Origin of the sequence: Actinacidiphila sp. bgisy160 (genome assembly GCF_965342435.1) — a bacterium.
Lineage (GTDB): Bacteria > Actinomycetota > Actinomycetes > Streptomycetales > Streptomycetaceae > Actinacidiphila.
On the sequence record NZ_CBDRCM010000002.1, the window covers coordinates 197,554 to 217,829 of the forward strand.

Genomic DNA, 20,276 nt, shown 5'->3' on the forward strand with positions numbered 1-20,276 from the left:
GAACGACGAAGGGCGCATCCCGTGCGGGCGTGCGCCCTTCGCGTGTCTCACAGTGAGACGCGGCTACTCGTCCGGCTGCAGACCGGCCGCGTGGCGTTCCTCGCGCTTGAGGGCGATGAACCGCTGCGGGTTCTCGGCCGCCAGGCGCAGCAGGGCGCGGCGGACGGGGTTGCGGTCGGTGGTGATGCGGCCCTGGCGGGCGCGGTCGCCGTCCACGATGAGCGTGGCAAGGCGCAGCTCGAACTCCAGGTTCCGGCGGATGCCGTCCGTCCGGCGCCTGTAGGCCTTGCGGGTCTCGCCATCTTCCATGTCGACCAGGGGCCCGTGGTTGCGGAGGAGCCGGTCTGCCTCCTGCTCGGTGCGGGCGACGATGTCGGGGTGCCGGAAGGCTTCCGTGCGGGCCGCGTCGCGCTGACGGTTGCGGAGCGCCACGTGTTCGATCAGCTCGGCCGCGAACGTGTCGCGGTCGGCTGTCATCAGGAACTCGACCTCTTCGGCGACCTTGTCCGGGTCGGCCTCGGGCTGCCGGGCCATGGTGCCTGCCTCTCGTGTGCGGGCGGCCCGTGTGCTGGACGGGCCTGCATGTGGTGGTGGCCGCCTGGGCGTCGGTGCCTTCCGTGTACCGGATCCTCGCTCGGCAGGCTCCCCGGTCCCGGCGCACGCCCGTGGGGCGCTGCCAGTGGTCTCGGAACGGAGGTGGATGCCGGCCCGCACTCCGAAGGCAGAATGTTCCGGCATCCCGTCGTCCCTCAACGGAAGGCACCGGCGGCCAGGCGGCCACCGGTGCTCCCAGAGTAGCGCCCCCTCGGGCGCCTGCGGCCCCTACTCGCGCGCGACCTCCTGGCCGCACGGCTCCAGGCACAGGCCGCCAGCGGCCCGGGTGGCGCACTGGCCGCCGCAGTCCACTGCCTTGGGTGCCGGAGACGTGGCGACCTCGAGGGCCTGAGCGATTCCGAAGCGGTGCCACAGGGCGCTGTACGCGGCCTCACACGCGGCGATGACGGCGAAGCCGGTGAGTCCGCCCTGCGCGACGAGCTCCGCGAGGGACGTGGCGTCGGTGAAGGCGCCCGAGGCGGCGACGGTGGAGAAGCCCGCGATGACAGCCAGGACGACGACGATGCCCTGCTTCACGCCCTTGGACCAGTGGGGGCGCAGGATCACCGCGGCGACGAGCGGCAGGACGGAGCCGACGGCGGCACCGTAGGCGGCGGAGTGGGCGAGGACGTGGGAGAAGGTCATGAGGGGGTGGCCTCCAGGTGGTCGACGGCGGGGGTTGCCGTGCTGCGGGGTGCCGGCCCGTGCGTCGGGTCGGCGATGTCGTCGCTCAGTTCCTCGGGGACGGGCGGCGGGGTCTGGCCGCGCTCGACCAGGAGGGACCGCAGGGCGCGGATGTAGCGGACGGCGGCGGTGATGCGGCGGCGGTCGGCGGCGCGGCCCTCTTCCAGGACGGCGATCTTCGCCCCCTGTTCGGAGGAGCGGGCTTCGAGGGCCTGCACGCGGTCGCGCAGGTCATCGCGGACGGACCGGGACTCGGTGAGGAGGGCGGTGAAGCCCTCCACGACGGCTTCGACGCCCTTGGCGTCGGCGGCTCGGTCGTCTTGCTCCTCGGTGCGGGCGGCGTTGCGGACGCCGAGGCGGTAGGTCAGGTAGGGGCCCGCGACTCCGACGGCGGCGACGCCGAGGGGGACCAGGGCGGCATAGGCACCGGTTGCCACGGTGGTTCCTCTCGCCGGCGGCTTGCGTGGGGGTGGGGCGCGCGGGCGAGGGGCCCCGGTGCACAAGGGACGTTGAGAGCTCCCTTGCCCGCGCGTTGTGCCGTACGGTGCACGCCCGTCGGCGCTACCGTCCCGCGCTGGCCCGGGTCACGCGGGGTGGACGTTGCCGGGCGACTGCCAGGCGGCGATGGTCGCGGCGGGGGCGCGGCTGATGGCGGTGGCCCATGCGGTGCGCTGCACGGGCATGCTGCCGTCGGTGGCGGCCGCGTCGGTGAGGGCCTGCCCGGCGGTGAGCAGGGCCCCGATCCACTCGGGCACGGGGACGGACGGGGCGGTGGTCCAGTGCAGATCAAAGGCCTGCAGGGCCTCGTCGCGGGTGATCAGCGGGTCCTGTGCGTAGACGCCGCACTGGCCGCACGTCCACCGGTATCCGAGGGTGTCGTTGCCGATGATGGTGACCTGGCGCTCGGTCATGGGTGGTGTGTCCTTTCGGGTGGTGGGGGGCGGCTGCCGAGGTCACTGCGTGGGGATGCCCTTGACTCCGCCGAGCATCACCCACGACACGGTGCCGGAGATGTCGTCGATGGCGACCTGGCCGTTGGTGCGCACGGTGATCGTGGCGATGCCGTTGGTGGAGTTGGTGCGGCAGTCCCAGCGCTCTTGGAAGGGCAGGGTGAAGGGCAGCGTGAACAGGACGCCGCCGTTGACCGGGGTGAAGCTCGCGGCGGGCTTCATGGTGCCGCGCAGGTCGATCGTGCCGTCCGGCCGTTCCTGGTAGCCCGGCGCCGCGTAGGGGGCGCCGTAGGGCACCCACTGGGCGCTGTTGAGCGTGGCCGTGTGCCAGGTATCGACGGTCAGGGCCTTGCCGGAGAATTCGTAGAAGGTGCCGCCGCTGCCGCCGCCGTTCGACGCGAACAGGCTGATCGTGCCCGTGCCGCCGTCCATGTAGAGGTTCGGGTTCGGGCGGCCGCCGTTCTGCCCCATGAAAAGCTCGATGAAGCCGTGGTCGCCGGCATCCTTCGGGGTCGCCACGTTGACCAGGGCGCTGCCCTGCCCGTACTGCGGGGCGGACAGGGTGAAGTACCCGAAGGTGCCCGACGCTTCCGCCGTGGCGGGGATCGTCTCACCTGCGGCGCCCGTGAAGAACCGCAGGACGGGGTCGTGTTGGGCTGACCCGTCGTCCGGCACCAGCTCGATGCGCGTGCCAGTTGCCCCGGTGCGCAGGGTGGAGCCGTTGACGATGGCTCCGGTGATGGTCCCGCCCGTGATGGTCTTGCCGGTGATGGCGTCGGCGGCGAGGGCGGCCGCCTGGATGGCTCCGGCCTTGATGTTGGTCGCGTCGATGGTGTTGGCGGCGATCTTGTCGCCTGTGATGGCGAGACCCTGGATCTGTGCCGCCGTGATGGACGCTGCGACGATCTTGGAGGCGTCCAGGGTGTTGGCGGTGATCCGGTCGCCGTTGATGGTGTTGGCGACCATCTTGGCGGTGGTGATCGCGCCGTCGGCGATCTGTGTGCCCGGGAGGACTGGCCGCACCGCGGCGTTGTCGAACCACAACGTCCCGGCCTGCGCCTGGAAGGACTCGGCGCAAATGACGGCCCGGACAGCGTTCGCCGGGGCAGTGACGGTGTTCGACAGGCGCTGCCAGGTGGGGCCCAGGACAGGGGAGGCGGTCTGCGTGGACCCGAAGCCGATAGCGGTGCCGCTGCTGTCCTCCCAGCGGGCGTACATCTTGATGATGGCGCCGGGCGTGTAGTCGGTGCTGGCCTGGTAGTCGTACGCGATGTAGAGCTGGTCGCCCGGACTGATCGGCAGAGTGGTGAGGATCTGCGTCCTGGTAGCCAAGCCCGTGTTGACCGCGTTGACCTTGAGGCTCTTGGCGCTGCCGTTGCCCTTGGTGGAGTCGACCGACCACACGCTGCTGGAGGCAACGATCTGCGCGGTGTACGCGCCTTCAAACGAAGGGTCCGACAGGATGTTGGCGCCGCCGCTGATGGTCAGCTTGTCGGCGGTAATGGCTCCGGCCGCGACGGCCGCCGCGGTGACCGAGCCCGCGGCGATCTCGGTTGCTGTGACCGAGTTCGCGGCGAGCTCCCGCGCCGTGATGGCGTCGGCGGCGACCTTCCCTGCGGTGACGGCGTCGGCAGCGAGCGCTGCGGTGGTGACGCTTCCGGCGACAAAGTTCGTGCTGTCGACCAGGCCGGTTTTCAGGGCTTCGACGGTGACGCAGTCGACCTGCATGACGCTGGTGCTGTTCGGGACGGTCGCCGACAGGTAGTTCAGCCACAGGTATGGGCTGATGAAGCGGACGTCCGCGTGAACGAGTCCAGCCGCGCGCGGGTCGGTGTTCGGCCCGGCCGAACCGTTCACGCCCGTGGCCGCACGGTCCTTGAGGTAGCCGACGACCGTCACCCAGCCGTCGGAGTCGGCGATGGGCTTCCCCGACGCGGCGACGTAGTAGTGCGACGACGGCGAGTTGGCTCCGGACCGGTTGACGAGGGTCGTCTTGTCGGCGCCGATGCCGAGCGCGCCGACGTAGAAGGCCTCGTTGCCGGCGACCGGGCCGGTGAGACGGACGCGTCCGCTGATCCGGTAGACCGTTCCCGGCTCGTACGCGATGAGGGTGGTACCGCGGACCCGGTTGTATCCCTTTGCCTGGCCGACGGTCTGCCCGGTGGGCGCGTCGGTGATGCCGGAGAGGTGCTGCCAGGTGGATCCGGGCTGGGAGTCGGTGACCTGCCATGCGGCCGGGTCGCCCATCGCGTCGACGTAGCGTTGTGCGGCCAGGTCGGAGAGCGCGCCGCCCAGGGCGTTGATGGTGACCGCGCCGGATGCGATCTTCCCGAGGGTGACCGCGTTGGCGGCAAGCTTTTCCTCGAGGATCGCCCCGTCGGCGATGGCGGTGCTCTTGACCGCGCCGAGCGCGATCTTCCCTTCGGTGACCGCGTCGTCGGCCAACTTGAGATCGTCAATGATCCCGTTCAGCAGGTCGTCGCCGACGAGCTTCCGCGCGGCGGCCGTTGCGGCTTCGGACGGGGCTCCGGGGACTCCGGCCTTGCTGACGGCGATGAGCCGCACGTACTGCGGGGTGTAGAGGTCGGTGGCGACGGCGACGGACGCCCCGGTGGCGGTCTCGATGGTGGCGGCCGGCGCTCCGGTGTCGACCGGGGCTTCGGCTGACGGGAGCAGGTGGATCTGGATGCGGGCGAAGTCGGTGGGGGCGGTGCCCGCGTCGGTGAACTGGCCGTCCCAGGTGACCTGGATGGCGCCGATGACGCCCTCGGCGATGGGCGTGCTCGGCGTGGGCGGCGGCTCCGGGGAGTGGTAGACGACGGCGGCCGCGCCGTCGTCCTGGACGCCGATGGAGAGAGCGAGTTCCCCGTCGGCGTCGAACACGTCGAAGGTGCCGCCCTCGACGGAGGTGAAGCTGGCCTGCGCGGACCGCTCGATGGTGTCGAGTCGGCGGGAGAGCTGGTCGAGCTGCTGTGCGAAGCGCGTGATCCGTACCCGCGCGTTCAGATCCTCGTTACTGATCACGGGGCGGAGGGTGCGAGCCCGCAGGGGCTAAGGTCGCGCCCTCACCGGGGCAGTTAGGGCCGCCTTACCTGTGATAAGTCCCAGAATCACAGGCAATTTTGGAGGGGTGTCGACACCCCTCCCGGAGGCGGCAGACTGCCCCCATGAGCACCGAGGCGCAGCATCCCGTCCTGACGATCCGGCTGCGCTTCTTCTTCGCGTGGGAGCAGCACCGCCCGGGCGGCTGCCGCTGCGCGTGCCGGATGTACCACGCGGCCCCGGAGGGCGGCGTGTGCATGGAGGCCGCGGACCCGGGTCTGCTGATCCGGGTGGCGAGCGATTCCTTCAAGACCGAGGGGCCGGTGCCCGTGTGCCGGTCCTGCTACACCGCTCTCGGGCCGCTCGCCGAGCCGGAGGCCTGAGCGGCACGGGCGGCCAGGCGCCTGCGCATGTACTCGCCTGCCTCTGCGGGCGGTGGCGTGCGGAGCGCCTTGGCGTAGGCCGCTGCGGCCGCCCGCTCAGGAGTTGACGGCATCGGCACGGGACAGGGTCAGGATGGCGGTGCCGGCCACGGGGTCGATCTCCTCCGCCATGACCCGATGCCACACTGCGAGCTCCCCCACCCACGGCACGTCGACCTGGACGAGGATGCGGTCCCCCATGGCCCACGACCCCAGGAGCGCGTTGGGGTGGTCGCGTACGGCGATCTGCGGCACGGTGAGCAGCTGGGTGTGCTTGGCCAGCCAGGTGTCGGCGGACTTCCGCAGGAGCGCGGCGTTGCTCGTCCCCTTCGACGTGATGACCCGGGCGCGGCGCAGCCGGTTGTCGCCGCCGCGGTGCACGGTCACCTTGGCCATCTTCCGGCCGGTGCCCTTGCCGAGGACGAGCAGCTCGTTGGCGTAGTCCTCGCCCTGCCCCTCGGGGTTGGCCAGGGCGATGATGTTCTCTCCCTGGCAGAACCGAAGGTCGTTGCGGGTGCGGCCGAGGCGCCGCTTGCCGAGCAGCAGGCGGTGGCTGATCTTTTGCTTGTCGCCGTCCCACTGGTGGTACTCGGCGAAGTCGGCGTGCGCCAGGCTCATCACCTGCCGGATGAGGTCCCCGCAGTCGGGAGCCTCCCACCACACAACCTCGTACGGGTCGTCACCGTTGGAGGCGCCCAGCAGGTAGCCGCTGTCGTGCTTGTCCACGACCAGGCCCAGGTTGCCGAACTTCTTGCTCTGCAGGTGGCTCCACACGGTGCGGACCATGTCGTAGGCGTCGATGCGCTTGGAGATGTTGAACTTCTCCTTGGGCATCTTCTTCTTCGGCTTGGACCCGTCGATGTAGCCGTCATGGTTCTTGTCGTTGTACTTGGACTTGACGACGGTCTTGAGGCCGGAGTGGATCTCCGGGCCGGTGTACGCCATGCCGTTGGGGTAGGCGTTGAAGCCCGCGCACTCGATCTTGTACGACTGCCCCTCCCAGGACATGTGCGTGACGATGCCGCCCCACCGGATGCGGCCGTGGAACTCGGCGTACAAGGCCGTCGACCACTCCTCCAGGATGCGCAGGCCGTCGGGCTTGGCCTGGAGGCGCACGTACTCCGGATTGATGCGGCCGATGAGCTGCCCGGGCCCGTTGAGCTCCCGCTTCGGGGCCTGGTCCAGGACGAGCGGCACGTCCCAGTCCAGGAACTGGCCGGTCGTGGCACGTTGGGCGATGAACCGCCAGCCTGCGGCGGTCATCAGTCGGCGCTCGGGGCCTGGACCCAGGTGACGGCGAGCTGCACCGTGGTGCCGATGTCGGCGGTCAGCGGCTTGTCATACCCGGCCGTGCCGATCCCTTCGAGGGCGACGGGCTGGACGGTGCCGCGCAGCTCGGGGGCCACGGTCACCTCGCCCCCGGCGATGAGCGTGGTGCGGCCGGCGGAGCTCGTGCAGTAGTTGGCGACGACCGTCTGATCCCCCAGGCGGACCCGGAGCTGCCCGCGGGCCTCGGTGGTGTCCGGCTTGAGCAGCCCGGCCCAGGTGCCTTCCAGTACGGCGCGGGTCGCCCACGTGGGGACGCGCAGGTTGATGGTGGCGTTGAGGGGGAATTCCTCCCACTCGTCGGTGATCGGGCCGACGTCGTCAGGTGTGGCCCACTGCCCGGTCAGGGTGCTGACGGTGCGCCGCACGCGAGGCTGGGTGAGCTGCCGCAGGTCGGTGACCATGGCCGCGGTGACCGAGGAGGTGTTCGCGGGCAGGTCGACGCGGGCGAGGGTGATCGCGGAGTCGTCCGGGCGTACGTCGTGGATGCTGGTGGTGCCGGTCGGGACTCCGGTGATCACGCGGGTGAAGACGTACGGGCCGGTCGTGGGGTCTTCCGGGATCGGCCACTGGCTGTCGGTGTTCGGGTCCTCGATGCGGGCGATGATCAGGTCGGAGCGCGGGCCGGAGGAGTCCGTGGGCTCGATGTCGACCTGTTCCCCAGATGCCATGCGGGCGATGTAGGCCTCCGACCCCTGCCCGCCCAGTGGCAGATGGATGACGGCCAGGCCCGGCGCGACGCTGACGGCATCGCTGGGGGCCGGGAGAGCGCTCACCCGCAGGTCGGTGGCCTCCACGATTCCCTCGTCGCCACCTGCCCCGGCCCACGCCAGGGCACGCACGATCTCGTTGGGCGTCGTTGACCCGTCGACGTACCAGGGCACACCGTCCCAGCTCACGGGCACTCTCCTCGCTGTGGCGTCTGTTGGGGACGCGGAGCAGGGTGCGCGGGTGGGTCGGCTTGCGTCGCGGCGTCACCGGGCGCCGTCCGGGGTCAGCCACGGCTTGCGCCAGGCGCCGGACGGCTCGGCGTCCGAAACACACCACTGGGCGAACGTCGTTGTGGCGGTGCGGGCCTCCTCGGCGAGCCGGGCCGCGAGGGCGGTGAAGGCCTCCTTCGCTGCGGCGCGGTCCTCCCACTCGTTGCGGGGCTGCGGCGGCTCCGGAACGGGGTACTCGGCGAGGTTGGCGGTGATGGCGGCCCGCGCGGCCTGGTTCGGGATGGCGCTGGCAGGGGCGTTCTCCCGGCAGGCCTGGCAGCGGCACGTCTCGTCGTCGGCTGGCAGCAGCTCGGGGCCGGCGGGGGCGAACATGCGGCGGATGCGGGCGTGGAGGTACCCGGCCGGATCGTCGGGCCGCCACGGGTGCCCGGTGCGGTCCAGTCCCCAGCCGCGCGCCCACATGGCCAGCTCGATGGCGATGAGCTCCGGATCCCACCCGCGATCGAGCAGTGGCCGCAGGGCAACTTCCAGGCGGCGCAGGGGGATGCGCTGCGCCCACGTGACCAGGGGCCGGACCTTGGCGGCCACCTGCAGACCTGCCCGGACCTGGTGGGGGTGGCGCCCGGGCCGGTTGTTGGCGGGGCGCTTCGCAGGCCTGCGGCGGGGGTTTTCCACAGGTGCTTCGATCTTGGGTTCCGGCTGTGCCGGGTCTGTCTCTTTCCCACCTACCTCAGCAGTACAGGACTCCTGTGGCTGGGACCGGAGGGAAGGGGTGCAACGCGGCTTGCGTCGGCGGGAGACGACCCGGGCGTCGTCCACAGCCCGCGCCCGGCCCTCGGCGGTGTAGCCGGTGATGCGGGCGTAGTAGCCCTCTCCGGCGATGCGTCGCCCCATCGCCTCATCCCAGATGCGGGGCACGGCCAGGGCGTAGATGGTGGCGGTAGCGGCGTACCCGTCCCGGCCGCGCCGCTTGCGCGCGTTGGCGCGGCTGCCGTGGGTGTGCCACACCAGCAGCCCGAGCTCCCGGAGGTAGCGGACATGGTCGGCGACTCTGCGGCGGCTCAGCCCGACGCGGGCCGCGGTGCCGTCCCAGTCGTAGACGACCTGGCCGCGCCACCCGACACGGGCGGCGATGTCCTCGGCCACTCGAATGGTGGACGCGCCGGCCTTCGGATGGAGGCCTGTGCCGACGGCCCATGCCGCGGCGTGCAGGAACTCGCGGGGGTCGTGAATGGCCCTGGACGCGGTGGCGTTGAGCTGCTGCGATGCCTGATCGGCGACGAGCTCGACGGCGGCCGCGGCCGGAGGCGGCGGCGGTGACGCGAGGCCGTTTTGGTGATGTTCCGCGCGACGCGCGACCCAGGGTGGGTGGCACTGCGCGAGGGCATGCGGCATTATTGCCGGTGCCTCCTTCCGTTCGGAGGGCATGGAAAAGCCCCTTCGGGGGCGTGGGCCCCTTTTTGGGGTTTGGCCCCTTTTTGGGGCCTCTGCTGGGAGAGCAGTGAAATTCGGCCCGTGAGGGCCACGCCGCCGGGGGTGGAAGCCCGGTAGCGCTGACGTGAGGCCGTCAATCGGACTCAGGTGGGGTGGAAGCCACCGGAGGCCAGGACGGCGGGGCGAGGATGAAGGGCCGGGGTGGAAGCCGGCCCGGGAGAATCCGCCCCGGGAGACTTAGATCATCACCATCCCCCTATGGGGTCAGCGGACGTGTTCCGTACTGAGCCCAACGACGGGAAGCCCCCACCGGATGTGTCCGGAAGGGGAGGCATGGAGAGACCCACCGAGCGGCGCGCATGAGGCGCGGCACTTTCTCGGTGGGTCATGTTGCGTCCGGGGGGGCGCATGCGGGTACGCTGCATCGCATAGACCTCCTGCTTAGGTCTCCGGCCCCGAACCGCCGCGCACAGCGACTCCTACATCGCTGCGGCTGGCAAGGGGCCGTTTTCTTTGGCTGGCGACAGCTCCTCGGTGTGTCGGGCACACCTTTGGCTGACTGCGGCCGATCCTAGCCCTATCTGACCCCCCTGGGCACACACCAAGGGGTTACGGGATTGCGTGTCGGCAATCCCCCGGACGCCCCAAACCACCCCCGAGACTGACGCCCGGTCATCGGTCAGAACCAGCCATAGGCGTCCTGCCACGAACAGGTGACCGGGCCCCACGCGCCCGTCCCGAAGTCGAAATCCGCACCAAAGGAGTAGGTTCCCGGCGGAACGAACATTTCAGCGAGGCGCGTTGAAGACCGGTCCAGCAGGTGCCCCATTGAGGTGCCGGCGGCGTTGCGGACGGTGCGGACCCACGGCCGCGGATCCACCCGCACCCAGTCACCCGGCTTGACGAACGTCAGCAGCTTGAACTTGACCTGGTCGCCGATCCACACCACCGGGTTCACCGCGGGCCCGTTGATGGTGATGACAGGCCACGTGGACATGTCTCCGAGCATGGTCACCGAGCCGCGGGCCAGGCCGATGGCCGGGGGCGGGATCGGCTTCGGCCCGGTGGGGAACGGTCGCCAGGACTTCTGGATGGTGGCGACCTTCGGTGCCGAGTCGTACCAGCGGTCATCGGCGCACTGGAAGTCGGCGACGACCGGGGTGTAGCCCTGCCGGAACAGCTTGGAGTGCGCCGGGGCGAACCGCCGGGGCCTGCCGTACGCCACCCGGGTCCGCGCCTCCGTCTCGTGGTACAGCGAGGCGACGGTTCCGGCACCCGCGCGCACCGCGTCGGCCCGCCAGATCGAGCGGAGCTTGCTCAGGGCGTTCTGGTTCGACCGTCCCATGAGGGTGCCCGTCGGCAGGTGCAGGGCGTTCACCTTTATCCACTCCGCGGCCTCCGTGACCGTGTTGAGGCTGTTCGGCCCCCACGTGGACACGGCGGCCTCGAAGGTGACGCTCATCGGCCCCACGTAGTCGCGGCCGAAGCGGATGCCGTCCTCGCCGGGAAGCGGCTGCTCACCGTTGTTGGCGTCGCCGAAGGTGATGTCCGGCTCCTGCGTGAGCAGCATGCCGGTGTCCTCGGTGCCGAAGGTGAGGTCGGCGCCGGGCATGTGCCCCCTGGCGCTGTACGTCAGGCGCCACTGTCCTGGCCGCATCAGATGCCTCCCATGCGCAGGCGGCGCAGCTCGAACAGGGCGTCGCCGATGCCGTCGCTGACGTTCTCCGCCTGCGTTGTGATGGTCAGGTCGCCGCCCACCAGGGCGAGGGGGCCGCGGCCGGCCACCCCGGCCTGCCCGGCCTTGCGGGAGGACCGGAACAGGGCGTCGGCGCCGCTGAACCCGCCGTCGGAGAACCACTCGACGGCGCCGCCGAAGCGGTCGACCACGTTCTCCACGACGGCCTTTGACCTGGAGCGCTTGTTGGCCGCGAGGGGTACGTAAGCCTCGCCCCCCGTTTCACGCTCCGCCCACACCCGCATGGCGCCCGCCGGGGCGATCTGTGCGACGTGGGACTCCCGCACACCGCCGTCGGCGTAGAAGTCCATGACGCCGCCGTTCGCCTGCGCCTTGAGCACGCCCTGCGGCAGGCCCGAGCTGCGGTAGCGCACCGGGATGTCGATGGCCTGGCCGCGCAGCGAGTACACCCGGTCCTGGATGGCGTCCAGTTCCCTGATCGTCTGGGCCTTGGGCACGGTGATCTCGACCTTGCCCTTTTCCAGGTGCGTGACCTTGTAGCCGAGATCCTTGAGTTCCTTCTCGGCGAGCGCGGTCGGGGCCTTCACGACGACGCTGGAGCCCTTGGGCATGCCGTCCACGGCGGTGCGGACCCGCGCCAGGTCGGTGGCCGCCTTGTCGATCTCGGCCTTGACGTTGATGTTGACGCCCTTGGCGTCGGCCTCATCGACCAGCGCCATGATGTTCGCCAGGTCCGCGCGGGGCTTGCCGATCGGCGCCCGGACCTCGATCTGCCCGTTGGGCAGGGTCTTCACGGAGTAGCCGATGGCCTCCAGCGCGGCCCGAGCCTGCGGGGCCAGGACGGAGACCGTCGTGACCTTGTTGCCCTTGATGTTGTCGAGCTGCTTCTGCACCGCGAGCATCTGCTGCGAGGCCTCGGACTCGGCGCGGAACTCGAACGCCGTCTTCACCGTGTCGGGGATCAGCCCGAACTGGTCGGCGATCTTCCCGGCCTGCGTGGCGGTCAGCCCGAGGCTTTCCGCGTAGTCGATCGCTGCCTCGCGGGCGCGCACCATCTCCTGGCCGGCTGCCTTGGCCTGCGCCGCCGGGTCGCCGCCCTGCGACTTCGCCCGGTCGGCGGCAGCGATGGCGGCCGAGTCGGCTTGCTGCTCCAGGCGCTGCAGAAGGTCGTACGCGGTCTGCCCCGTCTCGGTGACCGACGACAGGTTGCCGCTCTTGTCGAGCAGCCCCTTGGGCGGCTTGGTCTTCCTGCCCGCCTTCTCGTTCTCCTTGTTGGCTTTGGTGTTGGCCTTCGTCGCCTTGGTGACCTCGGTGATGGCCCGGTTCACCTCAAGCTGCGCGTCGGCGTACGAGCGCTGCTTGCCGGACAGCAGGTCGATGGTGGCGCGCAGTGCGTCGGTGCGGGAGTCCGCGTCGAGCGTGGTGTCGGCGAGCACCTGCACGGCCTTGGTGAGGCGGCTGTAGATGGTGGTGCCGTCGGCTCCGACCTGCTTGGCTGCCGACGCCCAGTCGGCGTTCGACTTCTGCGCCTTGTTCAGGTTCCCGGACATGCCGTCGATGGCGTCCGCCGCTTCGAGGGCGGTGTGGCCCTCCTGCGTCATGATCGGCAGCACGCCCTCGGCCGTGACCTGCATCCTGGTCATGCCCTGGGCGGTGTCGCGCATCTGGTCGGCCACTGTCCCGAGGGACGGGGCCAGACCGAGGGCGGAGTCGGTGAGCTGCCGCAGGCTGATGCCCTGCGCCTCGGCGACCTCGGCGACGGTCTTGCCGGTGTCGCCAACCTCCTTCTCCTGGAAAGCCTTGGCGACCAGGCCGCGCACGTTCTCGTCAATCTCGCCGTTGGAGTCGCGCAGGGCCTGCGCCAGGTCCTCGATCTCCGCCCGGTGCGCCCGGGCCGCTTCGGCGTTCTTGCGCTGCCTGTCCATCAGCAGGCCGAGGCCGATCACGGCCCCGGTGATGGCGATGCCCCACGGGCCGCCGAGGGCACCGGTGAGGCCGCTCACCGCGCCCCGGAGGCCGCCCATGCGGCGCCCTGCGGCCTGCACGACGCTGCCGACACCGGACACGGTCCGGGTGAACCGGTTCGCGCCTTCTGCGGCGCTGGCGAAGCCCCGGGCGTAGGCGCGCTGGACTCCGGCGATCGTGCCGGACTGGCGGGTGAACCGGTCGACGGTGGCGCTCAGCCGGGACACGCCCTGTTCGGCCCGCTGCGCCGTGGTGCCGATGCCGATGAGCCGGTCGAAGACGTTGCCGACCAGGCGCACGGCCTTGAGGACGGTCAGCAGGGACAGCAGACCGCCGACGAACAGGCCCAGGCCCGGCACGGACCGGAGGAGCAACGCGGTAGACGACGCGAGTACGTCGATGGCGTGGATGATGGCGCCGAGGCCGCCGCCGGCCGACTCCAGCTCCGCGAGCACATCCGCCAGGGCCGCGAACGCGTGGATGACCGACGGGCCCACGCTGCGCCCCAGCTGGTCCAGGAAGTGCCCCACACTGGGAAGCAGGTCGTAGCGCAGGTCGCGGAGCATGCGGACCAGGCCGTTGTCCTCGGACATGCGCCCGAGGCCGCGCCCGATGTCGCCGAGGATGCCGACGACCTCAGCGAACGCGGGGCGTGCGCCGTCGAAGAACTCCTTCATCCTCTGCTGGCCCGCGACGGAGTTGGACCAGACGCTGAACTCCTGCAGGGAGTGCGTCAGCCCGTTGAGGATCGAGTCGCCGGAGTCGGTGGCCGCGCGGCCCATCGCCTTGAGGCCTCGCCACAGGTCCCGCGTGGCGAGGGAGAACTGCGAGGCCTTGTCCCCGGCGCGGTCCAGGAACCGGGCGAGGGTGCCGGTCTCCCGGCCCACCGCGATGGACGTCTGCAGCCACTTCCCGGACTGGGCGATCCACCCGGCGACCCGCTGCGTGAACGGGGCGGACGCGGCGAGGAAGTCCAGCACGGCGTGCCCGAGAGGCCCGAGGGCCTGCCCCATGCGCTGCAGCGCGGACGACGAGGAGCCGATGACGCGGGTGAAGTCGGCACGGAACAGGGGGGTACGGAAGAACTGCGCGGCCCTCTTCGAGCCGTTCCCGAACGCGCTGGAGACGTCGTGGATCGCGTTGCCCAGGATCGGCAGGACGCGCTCCCCGGTGGGCTTGATCTCGTCCGCGAGCTGCTTGAAGACGGCCCGCTGCGCATCGAGCTTGATCGACTTCCACGCGCTGCCGAGGCCCCTCACCCCGGCGATGGCCTTGATGACACTGCCGTCCACGCCGTTGATGGCCTGCTGCAGCTTCGCCTGCTCCGACTTGGTGAGCTTGGTCCCGCTGCTGAGGGCCTGCTGCTGCTGGGCGTAGGCCTGCGCGGCCGCACCCACCCCGCTGAAAGCGGTCTTGAGGGACAGGAACGCCAGTCCGGCGCCGCCGATCAGGCCGGGGATGGCGCCGAGGACGCCGACGGCGGGCGCCAGCGCGGATATCTCGGCGGTCAGACCGGTGAGGGCCGCGCCGATCGTGCCGACGGCCGGCTGCACCAGCGACGCCAGGCCGCCGAACTTGAGGAGCGTGCCCAGGAACCCGACCTTCGGCTGCCTGATGCGGGGCGTGACCGGGTGCCGGTTCGCTTCGGCCTGCATGTGCTCCAGGGCCGAGCGGAGCTCGGAGATGGCGAGCTCCTGCAGCGGCCCGTCGCTGTCGAACCGCACGTTGACGGTCGTCGCGCCGTCTTCCTCCGCCTGCTCCAGGGCGCGCTGCAGCTCCGAGCGGACCTTGTTGCGGTCCAGGCGGGCCCGGACCTCGGCGGGTTCGCTGCTGTCGATGGCGCCGTTGACGGCGTCCCGCAGCGCGGTGCGGACCTGGCCCTTGTCGACCTCGGCGGCGACCTTCGCCTTGGTGCCGGTCGACGCCTCCTTGACGGCCTCTTCCAGCGCCGCCCGGACCTGCGCGACGTTGAACGCCACGTCCACGCGGGCCTTGACGTTCTCCGCCGCGGTGTCGATGGCCTCCGTCAGGTCCGCCCGTGCCTGCACCGCATCGAACGCTGCGCTGATCTTGGCAACGACCCCGTTCGCGGCTTCTTCGACCTTCGTCCGCAGCTCGGATGCGAACTTCGACAGGTCCGCGACGACCGGAACTTCAAGGCGTCCGGCGACCTGGCCCTCAGCCATGGCGGACCCGGCCGGCGGCCGCCGCGGCCGCCATCATCTGCAGGTGCGCAGCCTGCCGAGGCGCCCGGTCGGCCGCGCGGTAGGGGCGCGGGATCTCCCGGGGCTTCTTGCGGCGGTGGTCGGACGCCAAGATGGACACCTCTTCGACAAGCTGGGCAAGCAGTTCTTCGACCTGCCCCCATGGGGCGCGGGCCCGGTCTGGGCGGCGTACCTGCGCGTGCTCTGGCAGGCCCGCGACGAGGACGATCAGCCGTCGGACTCCGAAGAAGCCGGGCTGTCCGGGACGCCGGAAGACGCCGCGAAGGTCGATCCCGGGGTAGTAGTGCGCGAAGTCCGCTTCGAGGTCGCTCCACCGCTCGTGGACGAGGTGAGCGACCGTGCGGCTTCCCCCAGGCTCACGCCGTACAGGGACCACAGGGCCTTGATGAGCCGGATGTAGTCGGGGACCGACGGGCGCAGCCGCGTGAACTCGGCGTACGCCTCCACGCCGAACAGCGACTCCAGGGCGCGCGTGAAGGCCTTGAGGACGCTGTGCGGCAGGTCGGCGCGGTCGAGCAGCGTGTCGACCACGTCATTGCCGAAGGTGGCCGTGGTGGACCGGTTGAGGCGCGACAGGATGCCGGGCAGGTCCAGGTCCGGATCCAGGATCAGGCCGGTGAGGGTGTCCAGCGGCAGCTCCGCGGGGAGCGTGAAACTCCGGCCGCCGAAGCGCACCGGGATGCCGTCCGGGTGCGCGGACTCGCGGCGCGGGGCGTCAAGGTCGATGAGGGGGGCAGACACGGCAGGGCTCCAAGGCTCTGTGGGAAGGGGTGCGTATAACCGGCTTGATCAGGGCGCGACGTCGAACGCGGGGTCGTTGGTGATCGCGTACCAAGGAGCCGTGCCGTCGCCGCCGAGGATGCCGAGCTTGAGCGGCAGGGTGGAGGCGTTGGTCTTCTTGAACTCCAGCTCCACGCCCTCGATCTGGAACACGCGGGGGAAGGCGAAGCGGTAGATCTTGTCGCCGTCGTAGGTCTCCAGCATGCAAGCGCGTTCGATGCGCTCACCGATCTGCGGCGGCGTGAACTTGTAGACCTCCGAAGGGGCAGTGCCGGTCTTGGTGATGGTGCCGCCACCGAACACAGCCTGGAAGTTCGCGCCGGACCACTCCTGCAGGGTGACCTCGATCGACGCGGCGTCCTTGGTCTGCACACGGCGCACGGGGAAGTCGGACTGGGCGGAGGTGATCTCCTGGAAGTCGGGCTCGGTGGAGAACTTGAGGCCGTCTTCCTCGGTGAGGCCGACGCTGATCCATTCCGCGGCGGGCGCGGTGTCCACGTCGGCGGGGAACGCGGTGGCGACGGGCGCGAGGTAGACGAACGTGCGCGCTGCGACAACGAGCTGCTGGGGGTTGGTGACGGCGCCTGGCATGGGCTCTCCCGGACGTGGTGGGGGCGGATCGCGCTGGGGAGCTTCACCGCTGGGGGGTGCTTGCGTCGCGTGCTCAGGCGGGGGCCGGGTGGGAGGTGACGAGCACTCCCGTCGACCAGCGGGGCTGGCCGGTCTCCAGTGGCGTCCACGCCAGCGACCCGGACGGGGACACGGCGGTGATGACGGGTGCGCCCGGCGGGCGGTCCGCGTCGGGCAGGTCGATGCACGCGGCGACGGCGAGGAGCGCCAGGCGGCGGAGCTCCGCTGGCCCCGGCCACCCCGACGGGTGTCCGTACGCCTCGATCGAGATGTCCATGACGGTGTCCCAGCGCAGGGTGCGCAGGTCTCCGCCCGGGCCGGGGGTGACGGTGATGTGCGGCCACGGCTCCTCAAGCAGCCCGGAGACGTGACCGGGGCCGCCCAGGGCCTCGGTCACGTCCGGGTGCTGCTGCAGGTAGGCCAGCACCTGCGGGAGGGGGTCCGCACCGGCCAGCCGTGCCGCGTTGCTCATCGTCAGGTCCGGGCGGCGTAGCCGTTGGCGCGGAGCTGGCGGGCGTAGGCGGCGGACACGGCGGCCTTGGCCCCGGGCAGGAAGTCGCGGCCGTCGATCCTGATGTGGTGGGAGAGGGTGACGACGGTGGGGGCCTCGCCGAGGGCGAGCGCGGGGCCGACGGCGGGGATCTGCTCGGTGGGGGCGCCGGTCGCAATGGCGGGCACTGCGACGGTCGACGCGGCGGCCGCGGCGGTGGCCTTGGTGGCCTTGCTGGTGCTGGTGGAGTCAGTCATGGGCGGGAGGTTGAGGCCCGGCCTGGCCTTGTGTCGCCTGCTCAGCGGCGGGATGCGACCGCCGCGGCGGCCCGCGCCATGAAGTGCGCGCCTGTGGCGACAAGCTGACCTTCGTAGACGGTGCCGTACTCGGACTGCACCACCCAGTTGCCTTGGCAGACCACGGTGGCCGTGACCTTCTTCCCGGTGATGACGGGCGGGGCCGTGTGGATCAGGCGGGCGATGCCGTCCTTGTCGACCTGGCGGGCGCACCGGCAGTTCAACAGGTTGGCGACGGCCCGGCTCGTCTCATCCTTCGGCCACCGGAAGTACGTCTTCTCGCCGACGCCGCGGTGTTGCCGGTCCCAGTCCATGGACGTCACGACGAACCGCAGGTTGTCGGGGACTTCCTGGCCGTGCGCCTCGGCGTGCGTGGGCCGCACCCGCTCGTCGCCGACGGTGATCCACTTCTTGGTGGGCGGGGCGAACCGCTTCGCTTCGGTCTCCACCTGCCGGGCGATCCGCTCGACGTCGGGGGCGACCATCTGGGCCACCATTTCTTCGAGTCCCGGCACGGCCTTGAACTTCGCCATCACACCGCCTTTGGCGGGTCGAGTACGCCGTTGGCCTGGATGTAGTCGGCGCCGCTGTCGACGGGCACGGCGCGCAGCCACGCCCCGGACAGCACCCACGTGAGGGTGCCGTCGGTGATGCGGTCGCCGGGCCGCACAGGCCACTGCGAGGGGTCCAGGCGCAGCGTCCATGACCCGTCGGGCTGTTCGGTCGCTGCGCCTGGCAGGGCGGGGCCGGCCGGGGCCGTCACGGTCGCCGGGTCCGGGGGGACGGGCTGCCCGTAGGCGTCCCGGTCCCACGGGTGTGTCCCTGCCCGCTGGACGGACAGGGAACGGTTCGGCAGGAGAACGGCCACGGCTCGACCCGACCTGTCAGGCGAAGACGAACGCGCTGGTCTTGGTGACCGTGCCGCCGTCGTCGGTGACGACGATGTCGACGGTGGACGCCGCCTTCGCCGGGGTCGTGACGCGTACCTCCGTGTCGGAGACGACGGTCAGGGCCGTGCCCGCCGTGCCGCCGAACGTGACGGCCGTGACGCCGTCTAGGAAGGTGCCCTTGAGGGTGACGACCGTGCCGCCGGCGACGCCGCCGGTAGCCGGGGAGACGGAGGTGATGGTCGCCGGGGGGAACAGTTCGTTGATCTTCGACTGGCGCAGCTTGGTGCCGGCGCGCAGAGAGATCATCTGCATGGTGCCCTGCGGCAGCGCGTCGCCGTCCCAGCGGCGGGTGGACGTCAGATCCTCGGAGACGACCATCAGCGGGTCGGAGTTGTCGGCGACGGCGGGGAAAGCCGCCTTGGTGACCCGACTGCCGTCGGATGCCTTGAAGATGCCCATGGGGGTGCTCTCCCTGCGCGTGGGTGGCTGGTTCGGGCGGATGGTGGCTTCTGGGCGGGGCTACCGTCGCCCGGTGCCGGTCAGGAGTAGGGCCAGGGCATGCGGTGGATGCGCGGCGGGCTGCCGACGGGCATGGCCCGGTACGGCGCGAGATCCTCCAGCGAGGGAAGCGACCCGGGCTGGCCGGTCGTGGGCGTCGCCTCGTACGACACGGACTGGCCCTCGGCGGACACCGATGTGGTGCGCCGTGTGCCGTCACTGCCGCGCGAGCGCAGGGCCTCCCCGGCGTGCGCGGTGACGTACCGGCGGACCGCCGTCTCCGCTTCGGGCTCCAGCCCGGTGCGCACCGTCACGTCGTACAGGCCGTGCCCGCGGTCCACGACGGCGACGACGTCGAAGTCGTCGCCCACGACCAGGTGCCGCCACGTCCGCCAGTCGTCTATGCGGCGCGCTGCCGCCCAGTTCGGCGAGACGCCCGGGTACGTGGCGTAGCCGACGGCCAGGTCACGCCCGAGGTAGTTCCGCACGTCGCCCTGCGCGTCCTCGATGGCCTGCGCGAACCGGTCGCGCTGCTCCGCGCTCAGCGGCAGCTTGATGTCGAGCCGGACCGCGACTTCCTCCGGGGAGGTGACAAGGCCGGTGTCCGTCGGCAGGTCGATGCGCGGGTTGCGGTCCCGTGCCTGCGCGGCCCCGGTCCGCGGAAGGTACTGCACCGCCCCCCAGTACCGGCCGTCGGGCAGGTCCGGCAGGTCGAAGACCCAACGGCCTGCCGCGTCGGGCCCGGTGGGCGCCGGGACGGTGGCGACTGGCGTGCCGGTTCGGTCCGGGGTGTCGTACAGCTCCACGGCGAGCGCCCGGCCGCCGGCCGCCGTGATGTCCACGACCGGACGCCATTCCCACGTGCCCACGGTGCTCCCTCCCTTCTGCTGGTCCGGTCAGTCCTCGATGACGGCGCGCACGTCAGCCTGGTCCTGGAGGCGCTGCAGGACGGCTGCGGCGGTCTCGGCGGACACCTGGGCGTGCCGGGCGACGAGCAGCCGCATGGAGCGGCGGCCGTAGGCGTCGGCGACGTGCTCGATCAGCCGCGCCTGGGAGACCATCACGGTGCCGAACGTCGTGAACGGGGTGAACAGGGCCGCCAGGTCGGCGGGGGGCTCGCCGGTCTCCTCGTCCACGATGAGGCCGATCACGGGCGGCTCGGGCAGCACGTCGGTGGCGGGCTTCGGGGCGGGCGCGGCCGGTTCGGTCTTCTCCGGCTTCGGCGCGGGCGCCTCCAGTGGCGCGGCCGCCGACACGGGCGGCGTCACGGGCTCCGGCTCCGGCTCCGGGGTCACCTCGGGCTCGGGCTCGGGGGCGGCGGGGGTCTCCTCCGGCGCCTGCTCGGGCAGCGGCTCCTCCGCCTCGGCGGCGGGCTTACGGGTACGGGCGGCCATCGTGGTCCTCCAGGGGTGC

At 71.2% G+C, this 20,276-nt stretch carries 21 protein-coding genes; 1 reads left to right on the forward strand and 20 read right to left on the reverse strand.

Annotation, left to right across the window (positions count from 1 at the left end; all coding sequences use genetic code 11):
- Positions 1 to 63: 63 nt before the first annotated feature.
- The 5 genes from ACRWNP_RS03630 to ACRWNP_RS03650 form a co-directional block, all read right to left on the reverse strand.
- Positions 64 to 534: a hypothetical protein gene (locus ACRWNP_RS03630; RefSeq protein WP_431959426.1), complete on the reverse strand. Its 471-nt coding sequence runs from the start codon at positions 532 to 534 to the stop codon at positions 64 to 66.
- A gap of 288 nt (positions 535 to 822) precedes the next feature.
- On the reverse strand, positions 823 to 1,239 hold the full coding sequence (locus ACRWNP_RS03635; protein ID WP_431959427.1) for a hypothetical protein: 417 nt from the start codon (positions 1,237 to 1,239) through the stop codon (positions 823 to 825).
- Positions 1,236 to 1,715 carry a hypothetical protein gene (locus tag ACRWNP_RS03640; protein WP_431959428.1) on the reverse strand — a complete coding sequence of 160 codons (480 nt, stop codon included), beginning with the start codon at positions 1,713 to 1,715 and terminating at the stop codon, positions 1,236 to 1,238. The genes ACRWNP_RS03635 and ACRWNP_RS03640 overlap by 4 nt, the downstream gene beginning before the upstream one ends.
- A gap of 147 nt (positions 1,716 to 1,862) precedes the next feature.
- Complete coding sequence (locus ACRWNP_RS03645) at positions 1,863 to 2,189, reverse strand: hypothetical protein (protein WP_431959429.1); 327 nt, start codon at positions 2,187 to 2,189, stop codon at positions 1,863 to 1,865.
- Between the two features lie 42 nt (positions 2,190 to 2,231).
- Positions 2,232 to 5,252: a hypothetical protein gene (locus tag ACRWNP_RS03650; protein ID WP_431959430.1), complete on the reverse strand. Its 3,021-nt coding sequence runs from the start codon at positions 5,250 to 5,252 to the stop codon at positions 2,232 to 2,234.
- A gap of 143 nt (positions 5,253 to 5,395) precedes the next feature.
- On the opposite strand from ACRWNP_RS03650, the gene ACRWNP_RS03655 reads away from it, so the two are divergent.
- A complete protein-coding gene (locus ACRWNP_RS03655; protein ID WP_431959431.1) occupies positions 5,396 to 5,653 on the forward strand; it encodes a DUF6372 family protein in 258 nt (85 codons plus the stop codon).
- Between the two features lie 96 nt (positions 5,654 to 5,749).
- Here ACRWNP_RS03655 and ACRWNP_RS03660 read toward each other — a convergent pair whose 3' ends face one another.
- The 15 genes from ACRWNP_RS03660 to ACRWNP_RS03730 form a co-directional block, all read right to left on the reverse strand.
- Entirely contained in the window at positions 5,750 to 6,955 is a 1,206-nt protein-coding gene (locus ACRWNP_RS03660) for a hypothetical protein (RefSeq protein WP_431959432.1), read from the reverse strand.
- On the reverse strand, positions 6,955 to 7,917 hold the full coding sequence (locus ACRWNP_RS03665; protein ID WP_431959433.1) for a hypothetical protein: 963 nt from the start codon (positions 7,915 to 7,917) through the stop codon (positions 6,955 to 6,957). The genes ACRWNP_RS03660 and ACRWNP_RS03665 overlap by 1 nt, the downstream gene beginning before the upstream one ends.
- Positions 7,918 to 7,992: 75 nt before the next feature.
- Positions 7,993 to 9,354 (reverse strand): hypothetical protein, encoded by a 1,362-nt coding sequence (locus ACRWNP_RS03670; protein ID WP_431959434.1) that lies wholly within the window; start codon positions 9,352 to 9,354, stop codon positions 7,993 to 7,995.
- Between the two features lie 718 nt (positions 9,355 to 10,072).
- Complete coding sequence (locus ACRWNP_RS03675) at positions 10,073 to 11,050, reverse strand: hypothetical protein (protein ID WP_431959435.1); 978 nt, start codon at positions 11,048 to 11,050, stop codon at positions 10,073 to 10,075.
- Positions 11,050 to 15,240, reverse strand: a complete 4,191-nt coding sequence (locus ACRWNP_RS03680; protein WP_431959436.1) for a hypothetical protein — start codon at positions 15,238 to 15,240, stop codon at positions 11,050 to 11,052. Before ACRWNP_RS03680 ends, ACRWNP_RS03675 begins: the two co-directional genes overlap by 1 nt.
- Positions 15,233 to 15,370 carry a hypothetical protein gene (locus ACRWNP_RS03685; RefSeq protein WP_431959437.1) on the reverse strand — a complete coding sequence of 46 codons (138 nt, stop codon included), beginning with the start codon at positions 15,368 to 15,370 and terminating at the stop codon, positions 15,233 to 15,235. The genes ACRWNP_RS03680 and ACRWNP_RS03685 overlap by 8 nt, the downstream gene beginning before the upstream one ends.
- Before the next feature lie 116 nt (positions 15,371 to 15,486).
- Complete coding sequence (locus ACRWNP_RS03690) at positions 15,487 to 16,020, reverse strand: hypothetical protein (RefSeq protein ID WP_431959439.1); 534 nt, start codon at positions 16,018 to 16,020, stop codon at positions 15,487 to 15,489.
- A 48-nt stretch (positions 16,021 to 16,068) separates the two neighbouring features.
- Positions 16,069 to 16,650, reverse strand: a complete 582-nt coding sequence (locus ACRWNP_RS03695; protein ID WP_431959440.1) for a hypothetical protein — start codon at positions 16,648 to 16,650, stop codon at positions 16,069 to 16,071.
- A gap of 73 nt (positions 16,651 to 16,723) precedes the next feature.
- Positions 16,724 to 17,161, reverse strand: a complete 438-nt coding sequence (locus ACRWNP_RS03700; RefSeq protein WP_431959441.1) for a hypothetical protein — start codon at positions 17,159 to 17,161, stop codon at positions 16,724 to 16,726.
- A gap of 2 nt (positions 17,162 to 17,163) precedes the next feature.
- Complete coding sequence (locus ACRWNP_RS03705) at positions 17,164 to 17,436, reverse strand: hypothetical protein (protein ID WP_431959442.1); 273 nt, start codon at positions 17,434 to 17,436, stop codon at positions 17,164 to 17,166.
- A 41-nt stretch (positions 17,437 to 17,477) separates the two neighbouring features.
- Positions 17,478 to 18,008, reverse strand: coding sequence for a hypothetical protein (locus ACRWNP_RS03710; protein WP_431959443.1), 531 nt, complete (start codon positions 18,006 to 18,008; stop codon positions 17,478 to 17,480).
- Positions 18,008 to 18,343 (reverse strand): hypothetical protein, encoded by a 336-nt coding sequence (locus ACRWNP_RS03715; protein ID WP_431959444.1) that lies wholly within the window; start codon positions 18,341 to 18,343, stop codon positions 18,008 to 18,010. Before ACRWNP_RS03715 ends, ACRWNP_RS03710 begins: the two co-directional genes overlap by 1 nt.
- A 16-nt stretch (positions 18,344 to 18,359) precedes the next feature.
- On the reverse strand, positions 18,360 to 18,824 hold the full coding sequence (locus tag ACRWNP_RS03720; RefSeq protein ID WP_431959446.1) for an IPT/TIG domain-containing protein: 465 nt from the start codon (positions 18,822 to 18,824) through the stop codon (positions 18,360 to 18,362).
- 80 nt (positions 18,825 to 18,904) lie between these two features.
- Complete coding sequence (locus tag ACRWNP_RS03725; protein WP_431959447.1) at positions 18,905 to 19,732, reverse strand: hypothetical protein; 828 nt, start codon at positions 19,730 to 19,732, stop codon at positions 18,905 to 18,907.
- A 27-nt stretch (positions 19,733 to 19,759) separates the two neighbouring features.
- The gene (locus ACRWNP_RS03730; protein WP_431959448.1) at positions 19,760 to 20,257 is read right to left on the reverse strand and encodes a hypothetical protein; all 498 of its coding nucleotides are present in this window, start codon (positions 20,255 to 20,257) and stop codon (positions 19,760 to 19,762) included.
- Between the last annotated feature and the right edge of the window lie 19 nt (positions 20,258 to 20,276).